The organism is Streptomyces sp. NPDC003284 (assembly GCF_053589675.1).
In genome coordinates this window covers 401,518-427,255 of the sequence record NZ_JBSFSI010000002.1, presented here as the reverse complement: position 1 = coordinate 427,255, position 25,738 = coordinate 401,518, and the positions used below count along the sequence as shown (strand labels likewise).

The 25,738-nt window shown below is 74.9% G+C and carries 23 protein-coding genes; 13 read left to right on the top strand and 10 right to left on the bottom strand.

Translation table 11 applies throughout. From position 1 onward, the window contains the following. Positions 1–818: 818 nt before the first annotated feature. Positions 819–1,061, bottom strand: a complete 243-nt coding sequence (locus tag ACWDYF_RS05420; protein ID WP_381743575.1) for a hypothetical protein — start codon at positions 1,059–1,061, stop codon at positions 819–821. A 58-nt stretch (positions 1,062–1,119) separates the two neighbouring features. Here ACWDYF_RS05420 and map point away from each other — a divergent pair, with 58 nt between their 5' ends. After that, complete coding sequence (map, locus tag ACWDYF_RS05415; protein ID WP_381743574.1) at positions 1,120–1,977, top strand: type I methionyl aminopeptidase; 858 nt, start codon at positions 1,120–1,122, stop codon at positions 1,975–1,977. Positions 1,978–2,175: 198 nt separating this feature from the next. Then, positions 2,176–2,823, top strand: a complete 648-nt coding sequence (locus ACWDYF_RS05410) for a biliverdin-producing heme oxygenase (RefSeq protein WP_381743572.1) — start codon at positions 2,176–2,178, stop codon at positions 2,821–2,823. 25 nt (positions 2,824–2,848) lie between these two features. Here ACWDYF_RS05410 and ACWDYF_RS05405 read toward each other — a convergent pair whose 3' ends face one another. The 3 genes from ACWDYF_RS05405 to ACWDYF_RS05395 form a co-directional block, all read right to left on the bottom strand. Next, positions 2,849–3,493 carry a PhzF family phenazine biosynthesis protein gene (locus ACWDYF_RS05405; protein WP_389474003.1) on the bottom strand — a complete coding sequence of 215 codons (645 nt, stop codon included), beginning with the start codon at positions 3,491–3,493 and terminating at the stop codon, positions 2,849–2,851. Between the two features lie 109 nt (positions 3,494–3,602). Further along, positions 3,603–5,225, bottom strand: coding sequence for an HtaA domain-containing protein (locus ACWDYF_RS05400; RefSeq protein WP_389472415.1), 1,623 nt, complete (start codon positions 5,223–5,225; stop codon positions 3,603–3,605). A 122-nt stretch (positions 5,226–5,347) separates the two neighbouring features. Continuing rightward, on the bottom strand, positions 5,348–6,847 hold the full coding sequence (locus ACWDYF_RS05395; protein WP_389472412.1) for an HtaA domain-containing protein: 1,500 nt from the start codon (positions 6,845–6,847) through the stop codon (positions 5,348–5,350). 115 nt (positions 6,848–6,962) lie between these two features. On the opposite strand from ACWDYF_RS05395, the gene ACWDYF_RS05390 reads away from it, so the two are divergent. The 7 genes from ACWDYF_RS05390 (at position 6,963) to ACWDYF_RS05360 (ending at position 14,424) form a co-directional block, all read left to right on the top strand. Beyond that, entirely contained in the window at positions 6,963–7,982 is a 1,020-nt protein-coding gene (locus tag ACWDYF_RS05390; RefSeq protein WP_389472408.1) for a heme/hemin ABC transporter substrate-binding protein, read from the top strand. Continuing rightward, the gene (locus tag ACWDYF_RS05385; RefSeq protein ID WP_381743565.1) at positions 7,979–9,103 is read left to right on the top strand and encodes a FecCD family ABC transporter permease; all 1,125 of its coding nucleotides are present in this window, start codon (positions 7,979–7,981) and stop codon (positions 9,101–9,103) included. The genes ACWDYF_RS05390 and ACWDYF_RS05385 overlap by 4 nt, the downstream gene beginning before the upstream one ends. After that, entirely contained in the window at positions 9,100–9,942 is an 843-nt protein-coding gene (locus ACWDYF_RS05380) for a heme ABC transporter ATP-binding protein (protein ID WP_389472402.1), read from the top strand. Before ACWDYF_RS05385 ends, ACWDYF_RS05380 begins: the two co-directional genes overlap by 4 nt. 189 nt (positions 9,943–10,131) lie before the next feature. After that, positions 10,132–11,271, top strand: a complete 1,140-nt coding sequence (gene efeO, locus ACWDYF_RS05375) for an iron uptake system protein EfeO (protein WP_037893390.1) — start codon at positions 10,132–10,134, stop codon at positions 11,269–11,271. A gap of 10 nt (positions 11,272–11,281) precedes the next feature. Beyond that, a complete protein-coding gene (gene efeB, locus ACWDYF_RS05370) occupies positions 11,282–12,544 on the top strand; it encodes an iron uptake transporter deferrochelatase/peroxidase subunit (protein ID WP_389472398.1) in 1,263 nt (420 codons plus the stop codon). A 4-nt stretch (positions 12,545–12,548) separates the two neighbouring features. Beyond that, complete coding sequence (efeU, locus tag ACWDYF_RS05365) at positions 12,549–13,421, top strand: iron uptake transporter permease EfeU (protein WP_018570522.1); 873 nt, start codon at positions 12,549–12,551, stop codon at positions 13,419–13,421. After that, a complete protein-coding gene (locus tag ACWDYF_RS05360) occupies positions 13,381–14,424 on the top strand; it encodes a hypothetical protein (RefSeq protein ID WP_389472394.1) in 1,044 nt (347 codons plus the stop codon). Before efeU ends, ACWDYF_RS05360 begins: the two co-directional genes overlap by 41 nt. A 40-nt stretch (positions 14,425–14,464) precedes the next feature. Here ACWDYF_RS05360 and ACWDYF_RS05355 read toward each other — a convergent pair whose 3' ends face one another. Continuing rightward, positions 14,465–15,208, bottom strand: coding sequence for a bifunctional DNA primase/polymerase (locus ACWDYF_RS05355; RefSeq protein ID WP_389472391.1), 744 nt, complete (start codon positions 15,206–15,208; stop codon positions 14,465–14,467). 213 nt (positions 15,209–15,421) lie between these two features. Beyond that, positions 15,422–16,057, bottom strand: a complete 636-nt coding sequence (locus tag ACWDYF_RS05350) for a TetR/AcrR family transcriptional regulator (RefSeq protein ID WP_389472388.1) — start codon at positions 16,055–16,057, stop codon at positions 15,422–15,424. A gap of 200 nt (positions 16,058–16,257) precedes the next feature. On the opposite strand from ACWDYF_RS05350, the gene ACWDYF_RS05345 reads away from it, so the two are divergent. Further along, complete coding sequence (locus ACWDYF_RS05345; protein ID WP_389472386.1) at positions 16,258–17,076, top strand: dimethylarginine dimethylaminohydrolase family protein; 819 nt, start codon at positions 16,258–16,260, stop codon at positions 17,074–17,076. A 361-nt stretch (positions 17,077–17,437) separates the two neighbouring features. Here ACWDYF_RS05345 and ACWDYF_RS05340 read toward each other — a convergent pair whose 3' ends face one another. The 3 genes from ACWDYF_RS05340 to ACWDYF_RS05330 all read right to left on the bottom strand — a co-directional run bounded on the left by ACWDYF_RS05340 (position 17,438) and on the right by ACWDYF_RS05330 (position 21,115). Beyond that, positions 17,438–18,451 carry a small ribosomal subunit Rsm22 family protein gene (locus tag ACWDYF_RS05340; protein WP_389472383.1) on the bottom strand — a complete coding sequence of 338 codons (1,014 nt, stop codon included), beginning with the start codon at positions 18,449–18,451 and terminating at the stop codon, positions 17,438–17,440. Between the two features lie 67 nt (positions 18,452–18,518). Beyond that, the gene (locus ACWDYF_RS05335) at positions 18,519–19,667 is read right to left on the bottom strand and encodes a serine hydrolase domain-containing protein (protein ID WP_078531263.1); all 1,149 of its coding nucleotides are present in this window, start codon (positions 19,665–19,667) and stop codon (positions 18,519–18,521) included. Further along, a complete protein-coding gene (locus ACWDYF_RS05330; RefSeq protein WP_389472381.1) occupies positions 19,664–21,115 on the bottom strand; it encodes a multidrug effflux MFS transporter in 1,452 nt (483 codons plus the stop codon). The genes ACWDYF_RS05335 and ACWDYF_RS05330 overlap by 4 nt, the downstream gene beginning before the upstream one ends. Positions 21,116–21,203: 88 nt before the next feature. Between ACWDYF_RS05330 and ACWDYF_RS05325 the strand changes: the two genes are divergently transcribed. Together ACWDYF_RS05325 and ACWDYF_RS05320 are read left to right on the top strand one after the other, a co-directional pair. After that, complete coding sequence (locus tag ACWDYF_RS05325) at positions 21,204–22,289, top strand: Gfo/Idh/MocA family protein (RefSeq protein ID WP_389472378.1); 1,086 nt, start codon at positions 21,204–21,206, stop codon at positions 22,287–22,289. 97 nt (positions 22,290–22,386) lie between these two features. Then, positions 22,387–23,148 (top strand): SDR family oxidoreductase, encoded by a 762-nt coding sequence (locus ACWDYF_RS05320; RefSeq protein ID WP_389472375.1) that lies wholly within the window; start codon positions 22,387–22,389, stop codon positions 23,146–23,148. 276 nt (positions 23,149–23,424) lie between these two features. Here the strand turns inward: ACWDYF_RS05320 and ACWDYF_RS05315 are convergent, their stop codons facing one another. Beyond that, the gene (locus ACWDYF_RS05315; protein ID WP_389472421.1) at positions 23,425–24,582 is read right to left on the bottom strand and encodes a D-alanyl-D-alanine carboxypeptidase family protein; all 1,158 of its coding nucleotides are present in this window, start codon (positions 24,580–24,582) and stop codon (positions 23,425–23,427) included. Positions 24,583–25,122: 540 nt separating this feature from the next. Between ACWDYF_RS05315 and ACWDYF_RS05310 the strand changes: the two genes are divergently transcribed. Further along, the gene (locus ACWDYF_RS05310; protein WP_018570534.1) at positions 25,123–25,668 is read left to right on the top strand and encodes a DoxX family protein; all 546 of its coding nucleotides are present in this window, start codon (positions 25,123–25,125) and stop codon (positions 25,666–25,668) included. Positions 25,669–25,738 lie beyond the last annotated feature (70 nt).

Sequence of the window (25,738 nt, the reverse complement as noted above, 5' to 3'; positions counted from 1 at the left end):
CTGGGCAGGGCGCGGGCGGCCGCAGGCGGCAGGCTTGCGGACGGCCGCCGCACCGGCGGCCCGCCGGACGGCCCCGGATCCGTCCGGCGGGCAAGCGACGAACCGGCCCACGGCCCCGGATTCCCGGGCCCCGGGAAACGACGGGCCATCCGCACGCCGAGGGCGCATCAGCACGCGGCAAGCCGCAGGCGGCGGGTTCCGGGCGGACCGCTGAACGGCCCTGGACCCGCCCGGACCGCAGGCGCCGGACCCGCCCACGGCCCCGGTCCCGGGCACCGGAACGCGACGAGCCGTCCACACTGAGGGCGCGTAGACGGCTCCACGACGCGGCAAGTCGCAGGGGCAGTAGGTCGGTGGACGGCCGCCGCACCAGCAGCCCTCCGGACGGCCCCGGACCCGCCCGGCGGGCAAGCGACGAACCGTCCCGCGGCGCCAGTCCTGGGCCGCGGGAAACGACAGGTCATCCACGCGGCAGGGCCACATAGGCGCGCGGCGAGCTACAGCGGCAGGCTTTCGGGCGGGCCGCCGAGCCGCCCCGGGCCGCCCGCCCCGCAGGCACCGGACCAGCCCTCGCCCTCCGGTGCCGGGCGCCCGGGAGCAACGGGCCACCCACACTCCGGAAGCGCGTGAGCACGCGGCAAGCCGCAGGCGGCGGGCCGCCGGACGGCCCCGGACCCGCCCGGCCCGCCAGGCGCCGGACCAGCCCTCGCCCCCCGGCCCCCGGCCCCGGGCGTCGGGTGGGGGCGGCGGGGCCTTGTGCGCCGGAGTGCGTGGGCGTGGCCGACGGCGTGGTGAGGGGTGGTGCGGGGGCGGGGTGGTCAGGTCTGGCCGGGGCCGGGGGGGCGGTCGCCGGGTGGGGTGTCGTGCCAGCGTGGGTCGGTCTCCCACTGGAGGTTGCGCTCGTGCGCGGTGTCCATCGCGTGCTGGGCCTCCTCGCGGGAGGCGTACGGACCGAACCGGTCCTTGGCGGGGCACTCCGGCCCCTCCTCGACCTTCTGGTGCTCCAGACAGTAGAACCACTCACCCGGCTTGCCCGCGGTGCGCTTCTTGAACAGGGCCATGACCAGCTCCTCTCGCCACCGACATGTTCCCCCATCGGCGCTGGATAGACTCACCGGCATGTCTGGCCAGTCACTGCTCGTCCCCGGGGAGCTGTCCCCCGCCCGTTCCGTGCCCGGAAACATCCGCCGCCCCGAGTATGTCGGCAGGCCCGCGCCGAAGCCGTACACGGGGCCCGAGGTGCAGACCCCGGAGACCGTCGAGGCGATGCGGGTCGCCGGGCGGATCGCCGCGCGGGCGATGGAGGAGGCCGCCAAGCACATCGCGCCCGGCGTCACCACGGACGAACTCGACCGGGTGGCGCACGCGTACATGTGCGATCACGGCGCCTATCCGTCCACGCTCGGCTACCGCGGTTTCCCCAAGTCGCTGTGCACCTCGGTCAACGAGGTCATCTGCCACGGCATCCCGGACTCGACGGTGCTGCGGGACGGCGACATCGTCAACCTGGACGTGACGGCGTACATCGGCGGGGTGCACGGCGACAACAACGCCACCTATCTCGTCGGCGACGTCGACGAGGAGAGCCGGCTGCTCGTGGAGCGCACCCGCGAGACGCTGAACCGCGCGATCAAGGCGGTCCGGCCGGGCCGGCAGATCAACGTCATCGGCCGGGTCATCGAGTCGTACGCCAAGCGCTTCGGCTACGGCGTGGTCCGCGACTTCACCGGGCACGGCATCAACACGTCCTTCCACTCCGGGCTGATCGTGCCGCACTACGACAGCCCGCACGCCACCACCGTGATGCGGCCCGGCATGACCTTCACCATCGAGCCGATGCTGACGCTGGGCACCATCGAGTACGACGTGTGGGAGGACGGCTGGACGGTCGTCACCAAGGACCGCAGGCGCACCGCGCAGTTCGAGCACACGCTCGTGGTGACCGAGACCGGAGCGGACATCCTCACGCTGCCGTGACCCGTGCGGCGCCGCCGCCGCGCAGCCGTCTCACGTCTCACGTCTCACGTCTCACGTCTCACGAGGGCCCGCCTTCCCCAGGGGAGGCGGGCCCTCGCGTGTCGCGGTACGGTTTTACCGACAGCGCGTCGGAAAGTTTACCGACCAGACGTCGGCAAGGCATTGACTTAGGTAAGCCTTACCTTAGAGGATCCCCTCATGGACTCCTTCTCGACTCTCCTGCGCACCGCCTCCCACGAACAGCACGTGGAGGCGGAGAACTCGACCTTCATGAGCGACCTGCTCGGCGGCCGCCTCGACCTGGAGGCGTACGCGCGCTACACCGAGCAGCTCTGGTTCGTCTACGCGGCCCTGGAGACGGGCGCCGACCGGCTCGCCGCCGATCCGGTGGCCGGGCCCTTCGTGCGGCCCGAGCTGTTCCGGCTGTCCGCACTGGAGCGCGACCTCGCGCATCTGCGCGGGACCGGCTGGCGCGCGGGCCTGCGCGCGCTGCCCGCGACCGAGGCGTACGCGGCCCGGGTGCGGGAGTGCCGGGAGCAGTGGCCGGCCGGGTACATCGCCCACCACTACACCCGCTACCTCGGCGACCTGTCCGGCGGCCAGATCATCCGCGACCGCGCGGAGCGCACCTGGGGCTTCGAGCGCAGGGGCGACGGCGTGCGCTTCTACACCTTCGAGGAGGTCGCCAACCCGGCCGCCTTCAAGCGGGAGTACCGCGAACTGCTGGACGGCGTACGGGCCGACGACCTGGAGAAGCAGCGGATCGTGGCGGAGTGCAAGCGGGCGTTCGCCCTGAACACCGCCGTCTTCCGGGCGCTGGGCGAGGAGTTCCCGCTCACCGCGTGAGCGGGCCCGGCCCCGCCGCCGGGCGTCAGCGCTCCAGGACCACCCGGCCGCCGATCTCCACCCAGCCCTCCGGCTGCGGGGCCGTCAGGATCTGGGAGCCCGCGCCCTGGACGATGTTCAGGGCGCGGCCCAGCCGCGCGGTCAGCAGCAGCGCGGCGGCGCCGGTGGCCTCGTCCTCCTCGATGCCGTCCCCGCGCCCGGGGAAGGCGCGGGCGCGGATCCGCCCGGCCGCCTCGTCCTCCCACGCCCAGGCGTAGAGCCACTCGCCGGGCGGCGGCACCGCCAGGTCGTCGATCTCGGCGGCGCTCGCGTACCGGCGCAGGGTGCGCGGCGGGGCCCACTCCGGGCGGGCCTCGATCCAGGTGAACTCGCCGTCCAGGCGGGTGCCGACCGGGCCCGCCGGGGTGCGCAGCTCGGGGACGTCCAGGAGCCAGGCCGCGCCCACGCAGGGGTGGCCCGCGAAGGGCAGCCGCAGGGTCGGCGTGCGGATGTCGATGACGCCCCGCTCGGGGTCGTCCACGAACACGGTCTCGCTGAAGCCGAGTTTCGCGGCCAGCGCCTGGCGCTCGTCGGAGTCGGGCAGCAGGGATCCGTCGCGGACGACACCGAGTTCGTTGCCGTAGCCGCCGTTCGCCGCGCAGAACACGCGCAGCACGTCGTAGTCGGTCACCGGGGCATTCAAGCACCCGGGCGCCGCAGGGGGGCGGGACCGGTCGCACAGCGGACCGGTCCCGCCCCCCCTTCTGCCGGGTCTCCTGCCGGATCTGCCGGATCTGCCGTCAGACCTGGGTGGCGTTGCGCCGCCTGCGCAGCGCGAACACCACGCCCGCGCCCGCCGCCACGGCCGCCGCGGCGGCCGAGCCGAGGGCGGCCACCGGCACTCCGGAACCGGTGGAGGCGAGGCTGCCGCCGCCGATCGTGGAGCCGGTGCCCCCGGTCGTGGAACCGATGCCGCCCGCCGTGCCGCCGGTGCCGGACGCCGATCCGCCGCCCGTGCCCGCCTCACCGCCGGTGCCCGCGGAGCCCGCGCCGCCGGAGGAGCCCGACGTGCCGTCGCCCGAGGGGAGTTCGGCGCCGTCGGTGAGGGCCACCGACAGGTTCAGCGGGTCGAGCACGGTGCCCTTGGGGTAGAAGCCGCTGAACGCCGTGGCGCCCGCGTCGGTCAGCGTCACGCTCACCCCGCTCAGGGAGATGACGTCGCCCTTCGGGCTGAGCCCGCCCGCGGGGGCCTTCAGATCGGCCAGGACGACGCCCTTGGAGAGCTTGCCGAGGCTGGTGACATCGGCGGTGAGCCTGCCGGACGTGCCGGAGAAGGACGCCTTGACACCGCTGAGGGTGAGGTCGAGACCGTAACCGCCGCCCTCGCCCTCGCCCTTGTGGCCCTTGAAGTTCACCGCGCCCTTGAACGCGGCGGACAGGGTGCCGGCCTGGGTGTCGTAGCTGCCGGTGGCGTCGGTGAAGGTGAACGCGCCGTTGCCGGACGCCTGGGACGCCCCGCCGGACACCGTGATGGTGCCCTTGGCGAGCGAGCCCGTCACATAGGACCGGAAGGACGCCTTCACACCCCAGGTGAGCCGTCCGTCCGCGAGGACGCCCTTGGCCGGGACCGGGGCGGAGGAGCCCGTCGCGGTGGCGGACGAGGACGGGGCCGGGGAGGTGCTCGTGCCGCCGGTGGCCGATGCCGAGGGGGACGGGGAGGTCCCGGTGCTCTGCGTCGGGGAGGAGGAGGCGGACGCCGAGGGCGAGGACGGGGCGGACGGCTCCGTGGAGGGGCCGGTGGACGGGCTCGGCGACGCCGGGACCTCCTTCTTCACCACCGAGAGCGGGTCGCCCGCCGCGCCCGCGTAGGTGTCGCTGCCGAGGAAGGTGCCGGCCTGGGTGGTGAGCTTGGTGGCCAGGCCGGTCATGTCCGCGCTGGTGGGCGCGGCGACCTCGGCGAACGGCACGTCCTGCTGGGTGGTGCCGTCGTCGGCGGTCAGATCGGCGGTGAGCACGCCGGTGCCGCTGTCGTACTGGAAGTCGCTGAGCACCCGCTTGAAGCGGTGGGCGCTGGACTCGGCGGTCAGGGTGCCCTTGAAGGTGAGGTGCACGGCGTGCGTGGTGCCGTTGTAGGTGCCCTGGCCCTCGGTGAAGGTGAAGGCGCCGTTGCCGGACGCCTGCACGGCGCCGTCGGCGGTGGTGAAGGTGCCCTTGGCGTAGGGGCCGGTGACGTAGGAGCGGTACGAGTCCTTGATGCCCCAGGTGAGTTCGTAACCGCTGAGGGGCCGGTCGGCCGCCGCCGCGCCGGGGGCGCCGGCCAGCGCGGCGGCGCCCACCGAGGCGACGGTGGCGGTGACGGTGGCCACGGCGGCGGCGAGGGCGAGGGGCCGTCTGCGGGAACGGCCTCCGGTGGTGCGGGACATGGTGGTTCTCCTCGTGCGGGGAGCGGCCCGGTGCGGGCCTGCGGGACGGGTGGGCGGATGCGTGCGCGCGGTGTCGCGGCGCTGTGCTGCCGTGCTGCCGCAGCGCTGTGCCGCGGCGGGTGTCAGGAGGTCTTGGACGCGGGGGCCGTGTCCTCGGCCGCGGCGGTGTCCTCGGCGGCCGGGCGGGCGCGGCGCCTGCCGCGGACGATCAGCGTGCCGAGCGCGGAGGCCACGAGGACACCGGCCGCGACCAGGACGAGCGGCAGGACCGGGAAGCCGTCGCCGTCGTCGTGGCCGGAGGCCGCCACGGGCTCGGCCGCGGGACCGGAGCCCTCGGCCGCCTTCGGGGCGGCGGACGCCGGGGCGGAGGCGGCCGGCGCGGTGCCGAGGTCGGGCAGTGCGGGCAGGGCGGCGCCCGCGGTGAGGGCGACGGCCACCGAGACCGGGTCCATCGCGGTGCCCGCCGGGTACATCCCGCCGAAGGCGCGGGCGCCGCGCTCGGTGAGGACGGCGGGCGCCTCGGTGACCCGCGCCAGTCCGTCCCGGGCGGTGAGGCCCTTGGCGGTGAAGGTGACCAGGGGGACGTTGCTGCCTGTCAGGGCGGTGCTGCTCACATCGGCCGAGAGGGTGCCGCGGCCGTCCTCGACGGTGACGCGCAGGCCGGTGAGGCGCAGGTCCAGGCCGTGTGCGCCGGTGAAGCGGACGGTGCCCCGGAAGGCGGCGCGCAGCGTGCCGTCCTCGAAGGTGCCGGTGCCCGAGGGGAAGCGGAAGAGGGCGCCGCCGTCCTGGGCGCCGTCGGACAGCGTCCACCTGCCGCGCGCGATGTCCCCGGTGACGTACTCGCGGAAGGTGCGGCGTACGCCCCAGTCGACGGCGCCGGTCACGATCGCGCCGCCGGAAGCGGCCTTGTGGGCGGGGGCGTTGGCGGACGGGGTGGCCGGGCCGGACGGGGCTCCGGCGGGGGCGCGGTCCTCGGGGCGTACGTCCGCCGAGAGGCTGACCGGGTCCAGCGGGGTCCCGGCCGTGTAGTACCCGGCGAAGGACGTGGCGCCCTGTGCGGTGAGGGTGGCGGGCAGGTTGTTCAGGGCGACCGAGGTGCCGGCGCCGCGCATGTCGATCCCGGCCAGGGAGAGGGAGGCGAAGGGCACCTGCGAGGACGTCGTGACCGCCCCGGTGCCCTTCGCCTTGCTGACGACGTCCACGTAGAGGGTCCCGGAGGAGCCCGCGACGCGCACGGTGGGACGGCTGAGCGTGAGGTCCAGCTGGTAGCCGCCGCCCGCCTGGCGGTGGCCGGTGAAGTGCACTCCGCCCGAGAAGGCGGCCCGGAACGCGCCGGTCGAGCCGTCGTAGGAGCCGGTCGCCGAGTGGAAGCGGAAGGTGCTGGCGCCGACCGTGGCCGCGCCCTGGGTCAGGGAGTAACTCCCCTTCGCTATGGGCCCGGTGACATAGCTCTGGAAGGAGGACTTGATGCCCCAGTCCAGTCGGCCGCCCTGCACGGCGCGGTCCGCCGCCTGGGCGGCGGGGGCCTGGAGCAGGGCGGTCAGCAGGGCCGCGGCGAGCACGGCGAGGGCGGTGCTCGCCGCGCTGAGAACGGTGCGCGGGGAGCGCGCGGGCATGGGCATGGAAATGTCCTCCGGATCCACAGCCGGTAGCGAACGAAGGTAAGGCTAACCTAAGGTCAACGTGCCGGAGATCGGCACTCCCCGAGAGGAACGGACGGACCGCACCGTGCGACGCTTGCGCACACACCTGGCGGGAGCACTGCTGTCGGTGCTCGCGCTCACCCTGACCGCCACCGGCTGCACCGGTACGGCGGGCGCCTCCGGCACCGGCACCACCACCGGCCCGGCCACCTCGGCGGGCGCGGTCGACGACCGGGTCGAACCGCTGACCGGCGTCGCCGCGCCCCGGCTGCCCGTCACCGTCGACTCCGCCGACGGCCGGAAGGTGACGGTGACCGGGGCCCGGCGGATCGTGCCGCTGTCCGGCAGCCTCAGCGAGATCGTGTTCACGCTGGGGCTCGGCGGGCGGGTCGTGGCCCGCGACATCACCGCCACCTTCGCGCAGGCCCGGAAGCTGCCGGTGGTGACCCGCAATCACGACGTGTCCGCCGAGAGCGTCCTCTCGCTCCACCCCGACCTGGTGGTGGCCGAGGAGACGTCGGGCCCGGCCGAGGCCATGGCCCAGATCCGTGCCGCGGGCGTCCCGGTGCTCGTGGTGAAGCCCGCCGCCGGGCTCACGGACGTGGGACCGCGCATCCACGCGGTCGCCGCCGCGCTCGGCGTCCCGGACGCGGGCGAGCGCCTGACCCGGCGGGCGCAGGACCGGATCGAGGCGGTGCGCGGGTCGATCCCGGCGCACGCCGACCGGCCGCGCGTCGCGTTCCTCTATCTGCGCGGCTCGGCCGCCGTCTACCTCATCGGCGGCGCGAAGTCGGGCGCGACCTCGCTGATCGAGGCGGCCGGGGGGATCGACGCGGGCGCCGCCTCGGGCCTGGACAAGGACTTCACCGCCATCACCACCGAGGCGCTGGCCAAGGCCGCGCCGGACGCGATCCTCGTCATGAGCAAGGGACTTGAGTCCGTGGGCGGCGTCGACGGCCTGGTGAAGATCCCGGGCGTGGCCCAGACCCCGGCCGGGATGAAGCGGCGCGTCGTGTCCGTGGAGGACGGTGTGCTGCTCAACTACGGTCCGCGCACCGACCAGGTGCTGCGCTCGATCGTCGGCCAGCTCTACGGCGACGGGACGAAGCGATGACCGCCCCCGCCCTCGACGGCACGGCCGAGGAGCACGGGACATCACAACCTCCCGACGGGAAACGGGACTTGACGGAACCCGGTGCCGGGCGGCGGCGGGGCAGGCCCTGGCTCCTGACGGCCGGTCTGCTGGCCGCGCTGCTCGTGCTGGTGCCGGTCGCCGCCGGTCTCGGGGCGTACCCCATCCCGCTCGGCGACGTGCTGTCCTCCGTGCTGCACCGGGCCGGGCTCGGCGGCTCCGGGCTCGACCGGGTGGCCGAGTCGGTGCTGTGGAACGTGCGGTTCCCGCGCATCGTGCTGGCCCTGCTGGTCGGCGCCTCGCTGGGCTGCGCGGGCGCCCTGATGCAGGGCGTGTTCGGCAATCCGCTGGCCGAACCGGGCGTCATCGGCGTCTCCTCGGGCGCCGCGGTCGGCGCGGTGGCCTCGATCGCCCTGGGGATCGGCTTCCTGGGCACCTGGACGGTGCCGGTGTTCGCGTTCGCCGGGGGCCTCGGCACAGTCCTGCTGGTGTACGTGATGGCGCGCTCGGGCGGCCGTACGGAAGTGGTCACGCTGATCCTCACCGGGATCGCGGTGAACGCCTTCGCGGGCGCGCTGATCGGCCTCTTCCTGTTCTTCGCGGACAGCGCCGCGGTCAGCCAGATCACCTTCTGGCAGCTCGGCTCGCTCGCCCAGGCCACCTGGCCCAAGGTGCTGGCCGTGCTGCCGTGCGCCGCGCTCGGGCTCGGCCTCGCGCCGCTGTACTCGCGCCGCCTGGACCTGCTGGCGCTCGGCGAACGCCCGGCCCGGCACCTGGGCGTGGACGTGGAGCGGCTGCGGATCGTGCTGGTGCTGGTGATCGCGCTGCTGACCGCCGCGGCGGTCAGCGTCTCCGGGATCATCGGCTTCGTCGGCCTGGTCGTGCCGCATCTGCTGCGGATGGCCGCGGGGCCGGGGCACCGGTTCCTGGTGCCGGGCAGCGCGCTGCTGGGCGCGCTGGTCCTGCTCGCCGCCGACCTCGCGGCGCGCACCGTGGCCGCACCCGCCGAACTCCCGCTCGGCGTCCTCACCGCACTGCTCGGCAGCCCGTTCTTCTTCTGGCTGCTGCGCCGCACCCGACGCAGGCAAGGAGGCTGGGCGTGAAGGCTCTGCGGGGACTTGACGTGAAGCGGCTGCGCGGCCGGCCGGAGCCCCCCGGTCCGCCGCGCGCCGGGCAGGTGCTCGCCGAGGCGGAGGGGCTGCGGGTGCGCCTGGGCGCCCGGGAGGTGCTGCGCGGGGTGGACGTCCGCGTACGGGCCGGTGAGGTGCTGGCCCTGGTCGGACCCAACGGGGCGGGAAAGTCGACCCTGTTGGGCGCGCTCGCCGCCGATCTCCCGGCCGCCGCCGGTGTCGTACGGGTGCACGGACGGCCGGTACGGGAGTGGTCGGCGCCCGAACTCGCGCTGCGCCGGGCCGTGCTGCCCCAGTCGGCGGAGCTGTCCTTCCCGTTCCCGGTGGCGGAGGTGGTGCGCATGGGCCGCGCGCCGCACCCCGCCTCCCCGGCCGAGGACGAGGCGGCCGTGGCCGCGGCGATGGCCGCCACCGAGGTGAGCGCGTTCGCCGGGCGGCCCTTCCCGGCGCTCAGCGGGGGCGAGCGGGCCCGGGTCGCGTTCGCCCGGGTGCTGGCCCAGCACGCCCCGCTGCTGCTGCTCGACGAGCCGACCGCCGCCCTCGACCTGCGCCACCAGGAACTGGTGCTGCGGCTGTGCCGGGAACGGGCCGCCGCCGGGGACGCGGTGGTCGTGGTCCTGCACGACCTGGGGCTCGCCGCCGCCTACGCGCACCGGGTCGCGGTGCTGGCCGCCGGGCGGGTCGCCGCCGACGGGCCGCCCGGCGAGATCTTCACCGAGGAGCTGCTCTCCCGCGTCTACGACCAGCCCGTCGAGGTGCTGCCGCACCCCCGCACGGGCGCGGTCCTGGTGACCCCGAGACGGCAGCTTTGACGCACCTGTGGCCGGTTCTTTGCACCGCCTTTGACAGGCCGCGACCGGCCCGTGTCCTTGTCCCGCGCGTGAGAGCTGAATCACGGCACGCGCGGGTAACAAGCCGGGAGGTGTCGGTTAAGTTAGGCAAGCCTCACCAACCACTGTGAGGGCCGTCACGCCCAGTTCCAGTCATCCGGGAGTCCCTGCATGAGAGCCGTCCGACGCTCCGTCGTCACCGCCGCCGCCGCTGCGGTCGCCCTGACCGCCGTGACGGCCTGCACCTCCAAGAGCGACGCCGCGGACGGCGACGCGATCCAGGTGACGGCCGCCGACTCCACGTGCGACACCTCGGCCAAGACCGTACCGGCCGGACAGGTCACCCTGAAGATAGAGAACAAGGGCTCGCGGGCGACCGAGGTCGAGATCCTCTTCCCCGACGACCGGATCGTCTCCGAGAAGGAGAACATCGGCCCCGGCACCAAGTACACGCTGACCGCCGAGGTCAAGGCGGGCTCCTACGAGATCGCCTGCCGGCCGGGCATGAAGGGCCACGGCGTCCGCCAGAAGCTCACCGTCACCGGCAAGGGCGCCGCCGCGCAGCGCAACCCGGAGCTGGACAAGCCGGTCGCCGAGTACCGCCAGTACGCGCAGGACCAGGCCGACGCCACCGTGCCGCTCGCCGAGGTCTTCGCCAAGGCGATCAAGGCCGGCGACCTGGAGGCCGCCAAGAAGGCGTACGCGCCCTCCCGCATCGGCTGGGAGCGCACCGAGCCGGTCGCCGAGTCCTTCGGGGACATCGACCCGAAGACCGACACCCGCGCCGACGGCCTGGAGCAGGGCCAGAAGTGGACCGGCTGGCACCGCCTGGAGAAGGCGCTGTGGCAGGACAAGAAGATCGGCGCCGAGGAGAAGACCCTCGCCGACCAGCTCGTCAGCGACCTGAAGGACTGGCAGCAGCGGGTCGGCAAGGCCGAGATCACCCCCACCTCCATGGCCAACGGCGCCAAGGAACTCCTCGACGAGGTCGCCACCGGCAAGGTCACCGGCGAGGAGGACCGCTACTCGCACACCGACCTGGTCGACTTCAAGGCCAACGTCGAGGGCGCGCAGAAGGCGTACGAACTCCTCAAGCCGGTCGCGCAGAAGAACGACGCCGCCCTCACCGGCGAACTCGACAAGCAGTTCGCCGCCCTGGACACCGTCCTGGACAAGTACCGCAAGGACAAGACGTCCTACGACTTCGTCTCCTACGACACGGTCGGCAAGGAGCAGCGCAAGGAGCTGTCGGACGCGGTGAACGCGCTCGCCGAGCCGCTCTCCAAGCTCGCCGCCGCAGTGGTGAAGTAGGGACGGGACCATGGCCGAGGAGCAGGAACGGCGTCCCGCGCCCTCCCGCCGCGCGCTGATCGGCTGGGGCGGTGCCGGGCTCGCGCTCGGCGCCGTCACGGCGGGCGGCGCGGTGGCCGCGGCCACCGGCGGCGACGGCGGCGGCGGCGCGGCCGACACCGGGGGCGCCGTGGAGTTCCACGGGGTCCACCAGGCGGGCATCGCCACGCCCGTGCAGGACCGGCTGCACTTCGCCGCGTTCGACGTGAAGACCGACGACCGCGCCGAGTTCGTCCGGCTGCTGAAGGACTGGACGGCCGCCGCGCGCAAGATGACCGCCGGTGCCCCGGTCGGCGACGGCGCCTACGGCGGGCTGGCCGAGGCGCCGCCGGACGACACCGGCGAGGCGCTGGGCCTCAGGCCGTCCCGGCTGACGCTCACCGTCGGCTTCGGGCCCACGCTGTTCGACCGGTTCGGGCTCAAGGACCGGCGCCCGGCCGCCCTGGTCGACCTGCCCCGCTTCCCCGGCGACAACCTGGACCGCTCGCGCACCGGCGGCGACCTGTGCGTCCAGGCGTGCGCGGACGACCCGCAGGTGGCGGTGCACGCGATCCGCAACCTGGCCCGGATCGGCTTCGGCAAGGTCGCCGTGCGCTGGTCCCAGCTCGGCTTCGGCAAGACCTCCTCCACCACGCCCGACGCCCAGACCCCGCGCAATCTGCTCGGGTTCAAGGACGGCACCCGCAACATCGCGGGCACCGAGACGGCGCGGCTGGACGAGCACGTGTGGGCCGGCGCCCAGGACGGCGGGGGCAAGGACGCCTGGATGAGCGGGGGTTCGTACCTCGTCGCCCGGCGCATCCGGATGAACATCGAGACCTGGGACCGCACCTCCCTCCAGGAGCAGGAGGACGTCTTCGGCCGGGACAAGGGCGAGGGCGCGCCGGTCGGCAAGGCCAAGGAGCGGGACGAGCCGTTCCTGCCCGCGATGAAGCCGGACGCGCATGTGCGCCTGGCGCACCCCGACTCCAACGGCGGGATCACCATTCTGCGCCGCGGCTACTCCTTCACCGACGGGACCGACGGCCTGGGCCGCCTGGACGCGGGGCTGTTCTTCCTGGCCTACCAGCGTGACGTGCGCAAGGGCTTCGTCCCGCTCCAGCGCCGGCTGTCCGCGCACGACGCGCTCAACGAGTACATCCAGCACGTGGGTTCGGCGGTCTTCGCGATCCCGCCCGGCGTCCGCGACGCGAACGACTGGTGGGGGCGCACCCTGCTGTCCGAGGAGGCGTAGGTCCGTGTTCTCCAACTATCTGATCGGTCTGCGCGAGGGGCTGGAGGCCAGCCTCGTCGTGTGCATCCTGATCGCCTACCTGGTCAAGACCGGCCGCCGGGACGCCCTGCGGCCGATCTGGACGGGCATCGCCATCGCCATCGCGCTGGCCCTGGGCTTCGGCTGCGTGCTGGAGTTCGGCTCGCAGGAGATGACGTTCCAGGCGCAGGAGGCCCTCGGCGGCTCCCTCTCGGTGATCGCGGTCGGCCTGGTCACCTGGATGGTGTTCTGGATGCGGCGCACCGCCCGGCACCTGAAGGCGGAACTGCACGGCAAGCTGGACGCGGCGCTGGCGATGGGCACCGGGGCGCTGGTGGCCACCGCGTTCCTCGCGGTGGGCCGCGAGGGCCTGGAGACCGCGCTGTTCGTGTGGGCGTCCGTGCACGCCGCCTCCGACGGCACCCCGCGCCCGCTGATCGGCGTGGCCCTCGGCATCGCCACCGCGGTGCTGCTCGGCTGGCTGTTCTACCGCGGCGCCGTGCGCATCAACCTGGCCAAGTTCTTCACCTGGACCGGCGCCATGCTGGTCGTCGTCGCGGCCGGGGTGCTCGCCTACGGCTTCCACGACCTCCAGGAGGCCGACTGGCTGCCGGGCCTGACGAACCTCGCCTTCGACATCAGCGGCACCATCGAGCCGGACAGCTGGTACGGCACGCTGCTCAAGGGCGTGTTCAACTTCCAGCCCGACCCGACCGTCCTCCAGGTCACGGTGTGGCTGCTGTACCTCGTCCCGGCGCTCACGCTGTTCTTCGCCCCGGTAGGGTTCGCCTCCGGGAAGGGGAAGGTGAAGGTAGCTGATGAGCAGGGTTCGCGGCCCTCGGAGGCTTCGCAGGCTTGAGCGGGCGGCCGTCCTGGCGGCCTCGGTGACCGCGCTGGCGCTGACGGCGAGCGGCTGCGTGGTGGTGCACGGCGAGCGCGAACTGCTCCCGGGCGCCACCCGGGCCGAGGCCGCGACGGCACTGGCGCAGTTCACCGCCGCGTACAACAAGGCCGACCGGGCGTACGACAGTTCACTGGACGCGGACCGGGTCACCGGCGCGTTCGGCGCGATCGACGCGGCGCGGCTGAAGGCGGGCCGCACCAACAGCCCGTCGGGCAACGCCGCGCACAGCCCGCTGACGCTGACGGACGCGAAGTTCACCATCCCCAAGAAGGCCGGCTGGCCGCGCTGGTTCCTCGCCGACGCCAAGGGCAACAAGGGCGGCGGCTCGCGCTGGCTGCTGGTGTTCACCCGGCACTCCCTCACCGGCACCTGGCAGGTGGCGTATCTGACGCTGGCGGCCCCGGACGCGGTGCCGAAGTTCCGGGTGGACGAGGACGGCTGGGCCGAGGCCGTGCCCGCCGGCTCCCCGGGCCTCGCCGCCGCGCCGAGCGGGCTGAGCCGCGCCTACGCCACGTATCTGAAGGACGGCGGCGACACCTTCGCCCCGGGCCCGCACACCACGGCCTGGCGCGCGCTGCGCGCCAAGAACTCGGTCCGTCCGGGCCTCGCCACCCAGTACATCGACGAGCCGCTGAGCGGCGGCGACCACGCTCCGCTGGCGCTGCGCACCGCGGACGGCGGCGCGCTGGTGTTCTTCGCCACCCGCCACTTCCAGAAGCAGACGGCCGCCGCGGGTGCCTCGGTGCCCACCCCGAACAAGGACGTCCGCGCCCTCACCAAGGGTGAGATCAAGCAGTCCCTGACCATGGAGTTCGTCTCCACCGAGGCCGCTCTCGACCCGGCGGCGGGTACGGGCTCCGGGTCCGGGTCCGGGGCCGGATCGGGCTCCGGCTCCGGCGGCGAGAAGGTCTCGGTCGTGGGGCGCGTGCAGGGGATGACGTCGGCGCAGGGCGGCTGAGGAGGGGCAGCCCGACGCCGGGGGGCGGGAGCCGGTGGCCTCAGTGGCGCAGCGGCCAGGCCGGGGCCGGGTGGCCGGGATCGTCCGCGGTGTGGCGGGCACAGGCGTCGGTGAGGGTCTCCAGGAGGGTGAGCGGGTCCGGGAGGGGATGCTCGGGGCCGTGGCCCGCGAGCCAGCGCACCGCGCGGTCCGTGTCACCGGGCAGCCGGGCCGGCGGGACCAGGACGTAGGAACCGCGGCAGTGCCAGCGCAGTCCGGGGTGCTCGTCCATGGTCTCCGGGTGGCAGTCCAGCTCGCACGGCCACCACTCGTCCTCGTCCTCGGGGGTGCCGCGGGTGAGGGTGAAGAACAGCATGCGCCCGTCGTCGCTCTCCGCGACCGGGCCCACCTCCACCCCGCCGAGCCGCAGCCGCTCCAGCGCCTCCCGCCCGGCCTCCAGCGGCACGTCCAGGACGTCGTGGGTCATGCCGGTGGCGGTGATGAAGTTCGCCTCGGGCTGGTGCCTGGCCCAGCGCTCGACCTGGGCGCGGTCGGTGGTGGACTGCGTCTGCCAGGCGAACGACACCGGGTGCCGGGCGGGCGTGGGACAGCCGACGCGGTCACAGGAACAGCCGTAGCCGATGCCCGGGTGCGCGGCGGGTGCGAGGGGCAGTCCCGCGCCGGCGGCGGCGAGCAGCAGGCCCTCCCGGCCGCCGTCCCCGGCGGGCTGCTTCGGGCGGCGGCCGCGCAGCCACTGGGAGATTCTGCCCTGCCGGCCGCTCGGACCGCCGAACTCCGCGCTCATCTATCCCCTCGCCTCGCTGTGTGGACAGCTTGCTCCGTGGCTCTCCATCGTCCCACCATCCTGCGCCTTCGGTGACCGGAGCCGGTATCCGGGGTCGGGGCAGGGCGTCTTCGCGGGGCTCACACGGCGCACGGGCCGGGGCTCACCCCGGCGCACGACGGGTGTCCGGTACGGGGGCGCGAGTGTCCGGTACGAGGGGGCGCGGGCGGCGGTTCAGCGCGGGGCGAGTCCGTACAGCGCGTAGTCGACGAGGGTGTCGGTGTACGCGTAGGTGAGCGGGCCGGTGTGCTGGAGCCAGCGCTGGGCGACCGGGGAGACGAAGAGTTCCAGGGCGATGCGCGGGTCGATGTCGGGGCGTACGGCTCCGCTCTGCTGCGCGGAGCGCAGTCTGTGCACGTACAGCTGGAGCTGGGGTTCCAGCAGCCGGGCCACGAGTTCCCGGCTGAGCTGTTCGTTCACCAGTCCCTCGGCGGCGAGTGCGCGCGAGGGCGCCTCGAACTTCGGGTCGAGCAGCCCGTCGACGGTGGCGCGCAGCACGGCCTTCAGGTCGGCGGCGAGGTCGCCGGTGTCCGGGATGCCTCCGTGCGCCTCCGCCGCCTCGCCCGGTTCCTCCCCGCTCTGGCGTGCGCCCTGCTCGGCGAGGTCGAGGAAGGCGTCCAGGAGCACGTCGGCCTTCGATGTCCACCAGCGGTAGATGGTCTGCTTGCCGACCCCGGCCCGTGCGGCGATGCCCTCGATCGTGGTCCTCGGGTAGCCGTTCTCGGCGACCAGCGCGAGCGCGGCCTCGTAGATCGCCCGGCGCGACTTCTCGCTGCGGCGGGAGGCGTCGGGGGTGGGCTTCTTGACCATGCGGCGACGGTAGCAGGGGGCTGAGACGGGCCGTCTCGCCACCGGGCGTCCCGGGCGCCACCCGCGCGGGCGAAGGCGGCGGCCCGGCCCGCGCGCGGCGGCGGCGCCCGGCGCACCATGGCAGCGAGCGTCCGGGCGGCCGAGCACACGGGCACGCCGTCCGCGCGCCGTCCCAGCGCCGCCGTTCCGAGGAGCCCGCCTTGGCCCGTCCCCGCCGCGCCACTGCCCGGCGCTATCTGATGTGCCCGCCCGTGCACTTCGCCCACTCCGCCGCCGCCCGCACACCCGGCGCGGGCCCGGTCGACACCTCGGCGGCGCTCGCCCAGTGGGAGCGGCTGCGCGAGGTGTACCGGTCGCTCGGGCACACGGTGGAGGTGCTGGTCCCCGAGCCGGGGCTGCCGGGCATGGTGCGCACGGCGGACGGCGCGCTCGTCGTGGACGGGCGGGTCCTCGGCGCCCGGTCCGCCCGGCCGCGCCGCGAGCCGGAGGAGGAGGCCCTGCTGCGCTGGTTCGCCGGGCACGGCTTCGCCCGGCTGCGCCTGCCCGAGCACGACAACGCGGGCGAGGGCGACGTCGCGGTGACCGCCTCGTACCTGCTGGCCGGGCGCGGCTTCCGCACCGGTCCGCTCGCACACGGCGAGGCGCAGGAGTTCCTGGGCCGTCCCGTGATCGGCCTGGAACTGACCGACCCGCGCCGCCCCCGCCTCGGTCTCGCCCTGGCCGTCCTCGACGACGCGGCCGACGAGGTGGCGTACCACCCGCCCGCCTTCTCCCCCGGCAGCCGCGAGGTGCTGCGCCGCCTCTTCCCCGACGCCCTGCTCGTGGACGAGGAGGCCGCCGCCGCCTTCGCGCTGGACGCCGTCGGCGACGGACTGCACGTGGTGCTGCCGCACCCGGCCGCCGCCGTGCTGGACGGCGCGCTGCGCGAGCGCGGCTTCGCACCGGTCGGCGTGGAGGTCGGCGAACTGCGCAAGAGCGGTGGCGGGGTGCGGCGCTGCTCCCTGGAACTACGCGGCTGAACGCCGGGCGGGGTGGTGGAAACGGCGGCCGGCGGCTCGACCGGGAGCGGCCGGGGCCGGACTTCGAACCGCCTGGCGAGCCCCCGAGGCGGGCGGCAAGGCGAACACAGCCTCGTGGGACCGCACGCCCAGCCCGCCATCGCTCGACCCCGGCCCCGCCCAGCGCCTGCGGGTCCCAGGCGACCGGGCAGGGCGGCCGACGGCACTGGCCTCAGCCGGGCCGCCGCGCCTGCGGGCCGTCGTACGGACCCGCGAGAGCTGCGGGGAAAGCCGAGGCGCGGCCGTCCGGAGAGCCGCGCGGCGGGCGGGGCCGGGCGGGTGGCGGACGGGTGCGGCGGACGGTGGGGCCGTGCCGTGCCGGTCAGGCCCCGTCCTGCGTGGCGTCCCGAGGTGGCCAGGCGTCGCCCCAGTCGGTGTCACGGGCCGCCTTGTACAGCTCGCCGTGGCGCTTGGTGACCGTGCGGCGGCGCAGTTGCTCGTCCGTCTCGCACAGGTCCAGCAGGACCTGCCCCTTGCGGATCTGGGGGCGCCGTACGACGCGGGCGGGCGCGGGGACGGCGGCGGCGCGGGTGGCGGCGACGTAGCTGAACTTCTCGTCCTCGTAGGCGAGCGAGCCGCCCTTGACCTGGCGGTGCAGGGAGGAGCGGCTGACCCGGGCCGAGAAGTGGCACCAGTCGGTGCCGGGCACGATCGGGCAGGCCGCGCTGTGCGGGCAGGGCGCGGCGACGCGGAAGCCGGCCGCGACGAGCCGGTCGCGGGCCTCGATGATCCGGGCGTAGCCGTCGGGGGTGCCGGGCTCGACGACCACGACGGCCCCGGTGGCGGACGCGGCGGCGGCAGCGGCGTCGACGACGGCCGCCCGGTCCGCCGCGGTCAGTTCGCCCAGGACGTAGGAGACGGTGACGAGGTCGCTCTCGTCCAGGGCGAGCGCGGCGCCGATCCGGGCCCGCCGCCAGGTCGCGTCGCGCAGGTCCGGGTGGGCGGCGGCGATCTCCCGGCCCAGGGCGAGCGCGGGTTCGGCCCAGTCGAGCACGGTCACCGGCCGCGTCCCGGGCCAGGTGTCGGCGACGGCCCAGGTGGCGGCGCCGGTGCCGCCGCCGACGTCGACGTGGCCGCCGGGCGTCCAGCCGGGGACGGCCGCCGCGAACTCGGCGAGCGCCGAGCGGACCGCCTCGAAGGTGGCCGGCATCCGGTAGGCGGCGTACGCGGCCACGTCGACGCGGTCGCGCAGGATCGGCGCGTCGGTCGGGGTGGTGCCCCGGTAGTTCGCGATCAGCCGCTCCACGGCGCCCGCGGCCTGCCGCGGCGGCAGTCCGTCGAGCAGACCGGAGAGCGCGCCCCGGAGGGTCTCCGAGGCAAGTACGACGTCGTTCACCGCACGATTCTCTCAGCCGGTACGGGGTGCTCGGGGCCGCCTGACGCGCGGGCGGCCCCGGGCCCGCTCAGGTCCCGCGTGCGGCCCGTACGCCCCGGACCGCCCGCGCGAGCCGGGTGGCCGCCGCCGCCCGCGGCCGGTTGTCGGGGCGCCGTCGGCGCGGGTGCACGGTGGTGGCCAGCAGCACCAGGAAGGTGTCGGTGGCCGGGTCGAGGACGAGGGACGTCCCGGTGAACCCGGCGTGCCCGGCCGCGCCGCGCCCGGCCAGCTCCCCCATGAAGCGCGGCTCGTCCACGGCGAAGCCGAGCCCCGGCCGGGCCAGCAGCAGTTCGACGAGGTCGGGGCCGAGGATGCGGGCCGACCCGTAGGAGCCGCCCGCCAGCAGGGCACGGCAGAAGACGGCGAGGTCGGTGGCGGTGGAGAACAGGCCCGCGTGCCCGGCGACCCCGCCCAGCGCCCAGGCGTTCTCGTCGTGGACCGCGCCGCGCAGCATGCCCCGGTCCGCCTTGGCCCAGGGCCGCCGCTGGTCCTCGGTCGCCGCCGCGCCGGGGCAGGGCCCGAAGCGGGTGGCCGTCATGCCGAGGGGGCGGGTGATCCCCTCCTGGACCAGGACGTCCAGGGGGCGGCCCGTGACGCGTTCCAGCACATGCTGGAGCAGCAGCAGGTTCAGGTCGGAGTACGTGTAGGTGCCGGGCACCCCGACGGGGGGTTCGGCGCGCAGCCGGGCGAGCCGGGCGGCCTGGTCGGGGCAGTCGTACAGCGGGATCTCGGGCCGCAGCCCGGAGGTGTGGGTGAGCAGTTGCCGCACGGTGACGCCGTGTGCGGCGGCGGCGTGGAACTCGGGGAGGTAGGCGCCCACCTTCGCGTCCACGCCCAGCGTGCCCCGTTCGATCTGCTGCACCGCGGCGACCGCCGTGAACAGCTTGGTGACGGAGGCCAGGTCGAAGGGGGTGGCGACGGTCATGGGGACGCGTTCGTCGGGCGGGAGTTCGACGCCGCGGTCGGTGGCGGGGTCGTAGGACGCGTACCGTACGGCCCAGCCGGCGGCCTCCGCGACGGCGATCACCGGACCGCGTCCGGCGACCACGACGGCACCCGCGGCCCAGGGGTGCTCGCCCTCGGTGGCGGCGCGCACCTCGCGGACGAGGTGGCGCAGTTCGGCGGGGTCGAGCCCGGCCCGCTCCGGGCTGTCCCGCCGCAGTCTCGACGCGCTCAGCTGTCCGCTCCTTCGGCTCCCTCTGCTGCCCCTGGTGCTCCTGCTGCCCCTGGCGCCCCCGGCGTTCCCGCTGCCTCTGCTGCTCCTGATGTTCCTGCCGCCGCCGGTGTGCTCCAGGGACGGCACATTCCCACGAAGCAGCCGAGCGCCACCAGAGCCGCGGCCAGTTGGACCACGGCCATCGGCACGGCGGTGTGCTCCCCGGCGATCCCGACCAGCGGGGAGGCGACCGCGCCGATCAGGAAGGAGGAGGCACCGAGCAGGGCGGAGGCGGATCCGGCGTTGCGCTTGGTGCGCATCAGGGCGAGCGTCTGGGTGTTGGGCAGGGTGATGCCCATGGCGGACATCAGCACGAACAGCGCGGCGGCCACCGGGACCAGACCCACGTCACCGAAGGCGCCAGCGGCCATCAGCAGCAGCGCGGTGGCCGCCGCGATGACGACGAGGAGGCCCACGCCCAGCACCCGGTCCATGTGGAGCCGGCCGACCAGCACCGCGCCGTTGAGCTGGCCGACGGCGACCAGGCCGATCGAGTTCAGCCCGAACAGCAGGCTGAACGTCTGCGGCGAGGCGCCGTAGATCTCCTGGATCACGAACGGCGAGGCCGATATGTAGGCGAACAGGGAGGCGAAGGCGAAGCCGCCCGCGATCAGGTAGCCGGTGAAGACGCGGTCGGCGAGCAGCCGCCGCATCGAGCCCAGCGCCTCGCCGACGCCGCCCTCGTGCCGGGCGGCCGGCGGCAGCGTCTCGGGGAGCCGCGCCCACACCACCGCGCCGAGCAGCGCGCCCACCACCGTGAGCACGGCGAACACGCCCCGCCAGTCCGTCACCCGCAGGATCTGCCCGCCGATCAGCGGCGCGACGACCGGGGCCACCCCGGAGATCAGCATCAGGGTGGAGAAGAACCGGGCCATGGCCACGCCGTCGTACAGGTCGCGGACGACCGCGCGGGCGATGACGATGCCGGCCGCGCCCGCGAGGCCCTGCGCCAGCCGCAGCGCGACCAGCGCCTCGACGTTCGGTGCGAGCGCGCACAGGGCGGTGGCCAGGACGTAGAGGGCGAGCCCGGCGAGGAGCGGGCGCCTGCGGCCCCAGCGGTCGCTCATCGGGCCGACGACGAGCTGTCCGAGCGCCATCCCGGCCAGGCAGGCGGTCAGGGTGAGCTGGACGGTCGCGGCGGGCGCGTGGAGGGTGCGGGTGACCTCCGGCAGCGAGGGCAGGTACATGTCCATCGCGAGCGGGGGCGTGGCGGTCAGGCCGCCCAGGATCAGGGTGACCAGCACACCGGTGCGGCGGGCCGAGCGGTCCGGCGGCCGGGATCCCGGTGACGGCCGGGGCCCAGGTGGCGCCTGAGGTCCCGGCGGTGGCAGGGGTCCCGGTGCCGTCCGCGCGGCGGCCGTCTCCCCCGCGGCCTGCCTGTGCGGTGCCGACGCCCCACCCTCGGACATGTGTCCCTCCCTCTCCGACCGGTCCGCCACCTATGCTCTCAGCTCGTACACCGTGCCGAGGAACGCATGAGCGAGGGTGGGGTCCGTGATGCCTGGAATATCCGGTGGGGCGCAGGAGAAGGTCCGCTGGGGGATCCTCGCGACGGGCGGGATCGCCGCGGCGTTCACGGCGGATCTGGTGGACCTGCCGGACGCCGAGGTGGTGGCGGTGGGTTCGCGCCGCGCGGAGTCGGCGCGGGCGTTCGCGGACCGGTTCGGCATCCCGCGGGCGTACGGCACCTGGGAGGAGCTGGCCCACGACGCCGACCTCGACGTGGTCTACGTCGCCACCCCGCACGTCGCCCACCGCACGGCCGCGGGCCTGTGCCTCCGGGCCGGGCGGAACGTGCTGTGCGAGAAGCCGTTCACGCTGAACGTGCGCGAGGCCGGTGAACTGGTCACGCTGGCCCGGCGGCAGGGCCGCTTCCTGATGGAGGCCATGTGGATGTACTGCAATCCGCTGGTCCGGCGGCTGAAGGCGCTGGTCGACGACGGCGCGATCGGCGAGGTGCGCAGCGTGCGGGCGGACTTCGGGCTGGCCGGTCCGTTCCCGCCCGCCCACCGGCTGCGCGACCCGCTGCTCGGCGGCGGCGCGCTGCTCGATCTCGGCGTCTACCCGGTGTCGTTCGCCCATCTGCTGCTCGGTGAGCCGACGGAGGTACTGGCCCAGGCGGTGCTCTCCCCCGAGGGCGTCGACCTCCAGACCGGCGCGCTGCTCTCCTGGGACGGCGGGGCGCTGGCCCAGCTGCACTGCTCGATCACCGGCGACACGGGGACGACGGCCTCGGTCACCGGTTCGCGCGGCCGGATCGACGTGCCGTACGGCTTCTTCCACCCGGACCGGTTCGTGCTGCACCGCGACGGCCGCGACCCGGAGGAGTTCACGGCCGACCCGGCGGACGGCCCGCGCAGCACCCTGCGGCACGAGGCGCTGGAGGTGATGCGGGCGCTGCGGGCGGGCGAGACCGAGTCGCCGCTGGTCCCGCTGGACGGCACGCTCGCGGTGATGCGGACGCTGGACGCGGTCCGGGAGCGGATCGGGGTCCGCTACCCGGGGGAGCCGGGCGGGGCGGGCGACACGGGAGAGCCGGGCGAGCCGGGCGAGCCGGTGGATCCGGTGCTCGCGGGCGCGTGACGGCTGCCCGGCCCGCGCAGGTGCGTACGCGCGCAGGGCATCCGTATGGCGGACATGGGATTCCGCATGGCGGACCGCGCTCGTACGCTCCGGTGGCATGACTGACACCGAGACGTCGAAGACCGCCGTGGTGACGGGCGCGGGTTCCGGCATCGGCCGGGCCGTCGCCGTGGAACTGCTGCGCGCGGGATGGTCCGTGGCGCTGGCCGGGCGACGCGCCGAGCCCCTGGAGGAGACGGCGGCGCTGGTGCCCGGCGCCGCCTCGCTCACCGTAGGCACCGACGTGGCGCGCCCCGAGGACGTGGCCGCGCTGTTCGCGGCGACGGCGGCCCGGTTCGGCCGGGTGGACCTGCTGTTCAACAACGCGGGCACCTTCGGCCCCGGCGGCGTCCCCGTGGAGGACCTGTCCTACGAGGCGTGGCGGCACGTGGTGGACACCAACCTCAACGGGGCGTTCCTGTGCGCGCAGGCGGCGTACCGGCAGATGAAGGAGCAGGACCCGCAGGGCGGCCGGATCATCAACAACGGCTCGATCTCGGCGCACACGCCCCGGCCGCACTCGGCGCCCTACACCGCCACCAAGCACGCGCTGACCGGCCTGACCAAGGCGCTGTCGCTGGACGGGCGGCCGTACCGGATCGCGGTCGGGCAGATCGACATCGGCAACGCGGCCACCGAGATGACGGCCCGGATGGAGGCGGGCGCCCTCCAGGCGGACGGGCGCACGGTGCCGGAGCCGGTGATGGACGTCGCCGACGTGGCGCGCACGGTGCGGCACATGGCCGAACTGCCGCTGGAGGCCAACGTCCAGTTCGCGACGGTGCTGGCGACGGCGATGCCGTACGTCGGGCGGGGCTGAGCGGCCGTACGCCGGGGCCGCCCGCCGATGTGGCGCGGCGGCCGTCCACGGACCGGTGCGCACCTCGCGTCCCGCGAGGTCCACCCCCAGCCGGTGCCGTGGAACGGCCGCCGCCTACCCCCCTGGACATGGCCTGATGGAAGCCCGGCGCTCCAACTGTGAAGCTCCGGTGAAGGAGGAGTCGAGCATATGTCGCCGAACGGCCCGCAGGGTGCGGAGTCTTCTCCTCCGTATGTGCAGATCGCGACGGCCTGTCAGACGCCGCGCTGACGTGACTCAGCGGCGGTGCCGTCCGCCCGTGCCCGCCCGCGCCGCCGCCCGCGCCTCCGCCCGCGCGGCGGCCCGGCGCCGGCGCAGCGCCCAGACGCCGCCCGCGAGCAGCGCCGCGGTACCGCCCGCGCCCTCCAGCAGCCGCCAGGTGGAGGGCCCGGCGTCCCCGGCGGACGCCGCCGCCCCGGTCCCGGAACCGGCCCCGGCCGCCCGTGAGCCGGGCGCACCACCCGCCGGTGCGCCGCCCTCGCTCAGCGGTTCCACCAGCGCGCCCACGGCCTGCGCCGAACTCCCCTGCGCGAAGCCCCAGTCGAGCAGCGCGGCGGTCTCCTCGTAGACGGCGTTCGCGCCGTTCTCGGGGTGCATCACGGTGGCGACGAGGGTACGGCCGCCGCGGACCGCGGCGCCGGTGAAGGTGTTCCCGGCGTTGGTGGTGTAGCCGTTCTTGACGCCGATCATGCCGTCGTACGGCTTCAGCCCCCAGGAACCGGTCAGCAGGCGGTCGGTGTTCTGGATCTGGAACGTCTTGCGGCCGCCGGCCGGGAAGTCGGCGGTGCGGGTGGCGCAGTAGCCGCGGAAGTCGGCGTTGCGCAGCCCGTGCCGGGCGAACAGGGTCAGGTCGTACGCCGAGGAGATCTGGCCCGGGTGGTCGAAGCCGTCCGGGCTGACCACGTGGGTGTCCAGGGCCTGGAGGTCCTCCGCCCTGGCCTGCATCTCGGCGACCGTCTGTTCGACCCCGCCGTTCATATGGGCGAGGACGTGCACCGCGTCGTTGCCCGAGCGCAGGAACACGCCCTGCCACAACTGCTCGACGGTGTACGTGATCCCGGCCTGGATCCCGACGAGGCTGGAGCCGGAGGGGATGTCGGCGAGTTCGGCGGCGGTGACGGTGTGCCGGGCGGTGCGGTCGAACTTCTTCAGGACCGTGTCCGCGAAGAGCATCTTCAGCGTGGAGGCGGGCGCGAGCCGCTGGTGCGCGCGGTAGGAGGCCAGCACCTCGCCGCTCGCCCAGTCGGCGAGGAGCCAGGCACGGGCGGAGAGCTGCGCGGGCAGCCGGGCGGCGGCGCGCACCTGGACTCCGGTACGGGCCAGCCGCTCACCGCCGATGACGGCGGCGGACCTGGTGGAGGCGGTGGTGCCGGTCGTGGTGGTCACGCCGGTCATGCCGGTCGTGCCGGTCGTGCCGGTCGTGGCAGTCGTGGCGGTCCCGGTGATGGCCGCGGTGGGGGACGCGGCCGAGGCGGGGTGACCGGCGGTGACGGCGGCGACCGGAGCGGCCGCGCACAGGGCGAGCAGGGAGCGCCGCGACGGGAGGGGGGACGGGGCGGCGGACCGGGGTGGGCGGGGGGAGCGGGGGGACAGAGAGGAATCGCGCACTCCGGGACCGTACAAAGCCGGGGCGGGCCCGCGCACGACAGGTCTTCAAAGGCTGATCAAAAGATCACCGAAGGAGGGACGCCGGATCACTCGTGTCGCGCACCCGGGCCCCGGTCCGGCCCCGGTGTCCGGCCGGTCCGGTCGGTCCGGTCCCGGTGTCCGGCCGGTCCGGTCGCGGCGCCCGCCACCCGAACGGCATGCAGAACGGGCCGCCGGGGCGCGACCGGTGCGAGGGTGGTCACGGCGTTGCCGCTTCTGCGCCCCTCTGCTTGCCCGCTTCTCCGCTTCTCCGCTTCTCCGCTTCTCCGCTTCTCCCGAGGAGTCACCGTGACCTGTTGCGACCGGCGTGATCTCGGCCTGCTGCTGCTCCGGTTGGGCACCGGCGGCGTGCTGGCCGCGCACGGCGCGCAGAAGCTGCTGGGCTGGTTCGGCGGGGCCGGTCTGGAGGGGACGGGCCGGTTCATGGAGTCGGTCGGCTACCGGCCGGGCCGGGCGAGCGCGACGGCGGCGGGTCTCGCCGAGGCGGGCGGCGGTCTGCTGCTGGCGCTGGGCCTGGCCACTCCGGCGGCGGGCGCGGCGGCGGCCGGCGCGATGGCGGGGGCGGCGGCGGTGCACACCCCCAACGGCTTCTTCGCGCAGGGCGGCGGCTACGAGTACGCCGCTTCCCTCGGCCTCACCGCCACCGGCCTCGCGATCACCGGCCCCGGCCGCCTCTCCCTCGACCACGCCCTCGGCCACAGCGTCAACCGCGGCTGGATGGTCCCCGCGGCCCTCGCGGCGACGGCGGCGGGCACGGCGGCGGTCCTGGGCGCCCGGGTCCGGTACCTGCGGCGGCAGAAGGAGGGGCAGCAGGAGGCGCTGTTCGAGGAGTAGAGCAGTACAGGAGCAACGGGCAGGAGCAGAGGGCAGGAGCAGAGGGCAGCCGCCCCGGGTTCGTGACAGG

Bases quoted from the DNA above. Each gene is read 5' to 3' on its own strand.
- ACWDYF_RS05410 (WP_381743572.1), top strand. From the start codon at position 2,176: ATGGACTCCTTCTCGACTCTCCTGCGCACCGCCTCCCACGAACAGCAC.
- ACWDYF_RS05400 (WP_389472415.1), bottom strand. From the start codon at position 5,225: ATGTCCCGCACCACCGGAGGCCGTTCCCGCAGACGGCCCCTCGCCCTC.
- map (WP_381743574.1), top strand. From the start codon at position 1,120: ATGTCTGGCCAGTCACTGCTCGTCCCCGGGGAGCTGTCCCCCGCCCGT.
- ACWDYF_RS05325 (WP_389472378.1), top strand. From the start codon at position 21,204: ATGCCTGGAATATCCGGTGGGGCGCAGGAGAAGGTCCGCTGGGGGATC.
- ACWDYF_RS05360 (WP_389472394.1), top strand. From the start codon at position 13,381: ATGAGCAGGGTTCGCGGCCCTCGGAGGCTTCGCAGGCTTGAGCGGGCG.
- ACWDYF_RS05315 (WP_389472421.1), bottom strand. From the start codon at position 24,582: ATGACCGGCGTGACCACCACGACCGGCACCACCGCCTCCACCAGGTCC.
- ACWDYF_RS05320 (WP_389472375.1), top strand. From the start codon at position 22,387: ATGACTGACACCGAGACGTCGAAGACCGCCGTGGTGACGGGCGCGGGT.
- ACWDYF_RS05395 (WP_389472412.1), bottom strand. From the start codon at position 6,847: ATGCCCATGCCCGCGCGCTCCCCGCGCACCGTTCTCAGCGCGGCGAGC.
- efeO (WP_037893390.1), top strand. From the start codon at position 10,132: ATGAGAGCCGTCCGACGCTCCGTCGTCACCGCCGCCGCCGCTGCGGTC.
- ACWDYF_RS05385 (WP_381743565.1), top strand. From the start codon at position 7,979: ATGACCGCCCCCGCCCTCGACGGCACGGCCGAGGAGCACGGGACATCA.
- ACWDYF_RS05330 (WP_389472381.1), bottom strand. From the start codon at position 21,115: ATGTCCGAGGGTGGGGCGTCGGCACCGCACAGGCAGGCCGCGGGGGAG.
- efeB (WP_389472398.1), top strand. From the start codon at position 11,282: ATGGCCGAGGAGCAGGAACGGCGTCCCGCGCCCTCCCGCCGCGCGCTG.
- ACWDYF_RS05355 (WP_389472391.1), bottom strand. From the start codon at position 15,208: ATGAGCGCGGAGTTCGGCGGTCCGAGCGGCCGGCAGGGCAGAATCTCC.
- ACWDYF_RS05420 (WP_381743575.1), bottom strand. From the start codon at position 1,061: ATGGCCCTGTTCAAGAAGCGCACCGCGGGCAAGCCGGGTGAGTGGTTC.
- ACWDYF_RS05350 (WP_389472388.1), bottom strand. From the start codon at position 16,057: ATGGTCAAGAAGCCCACCCCCGACGCCTCCCGCCGCAGCGAGAAGTCG.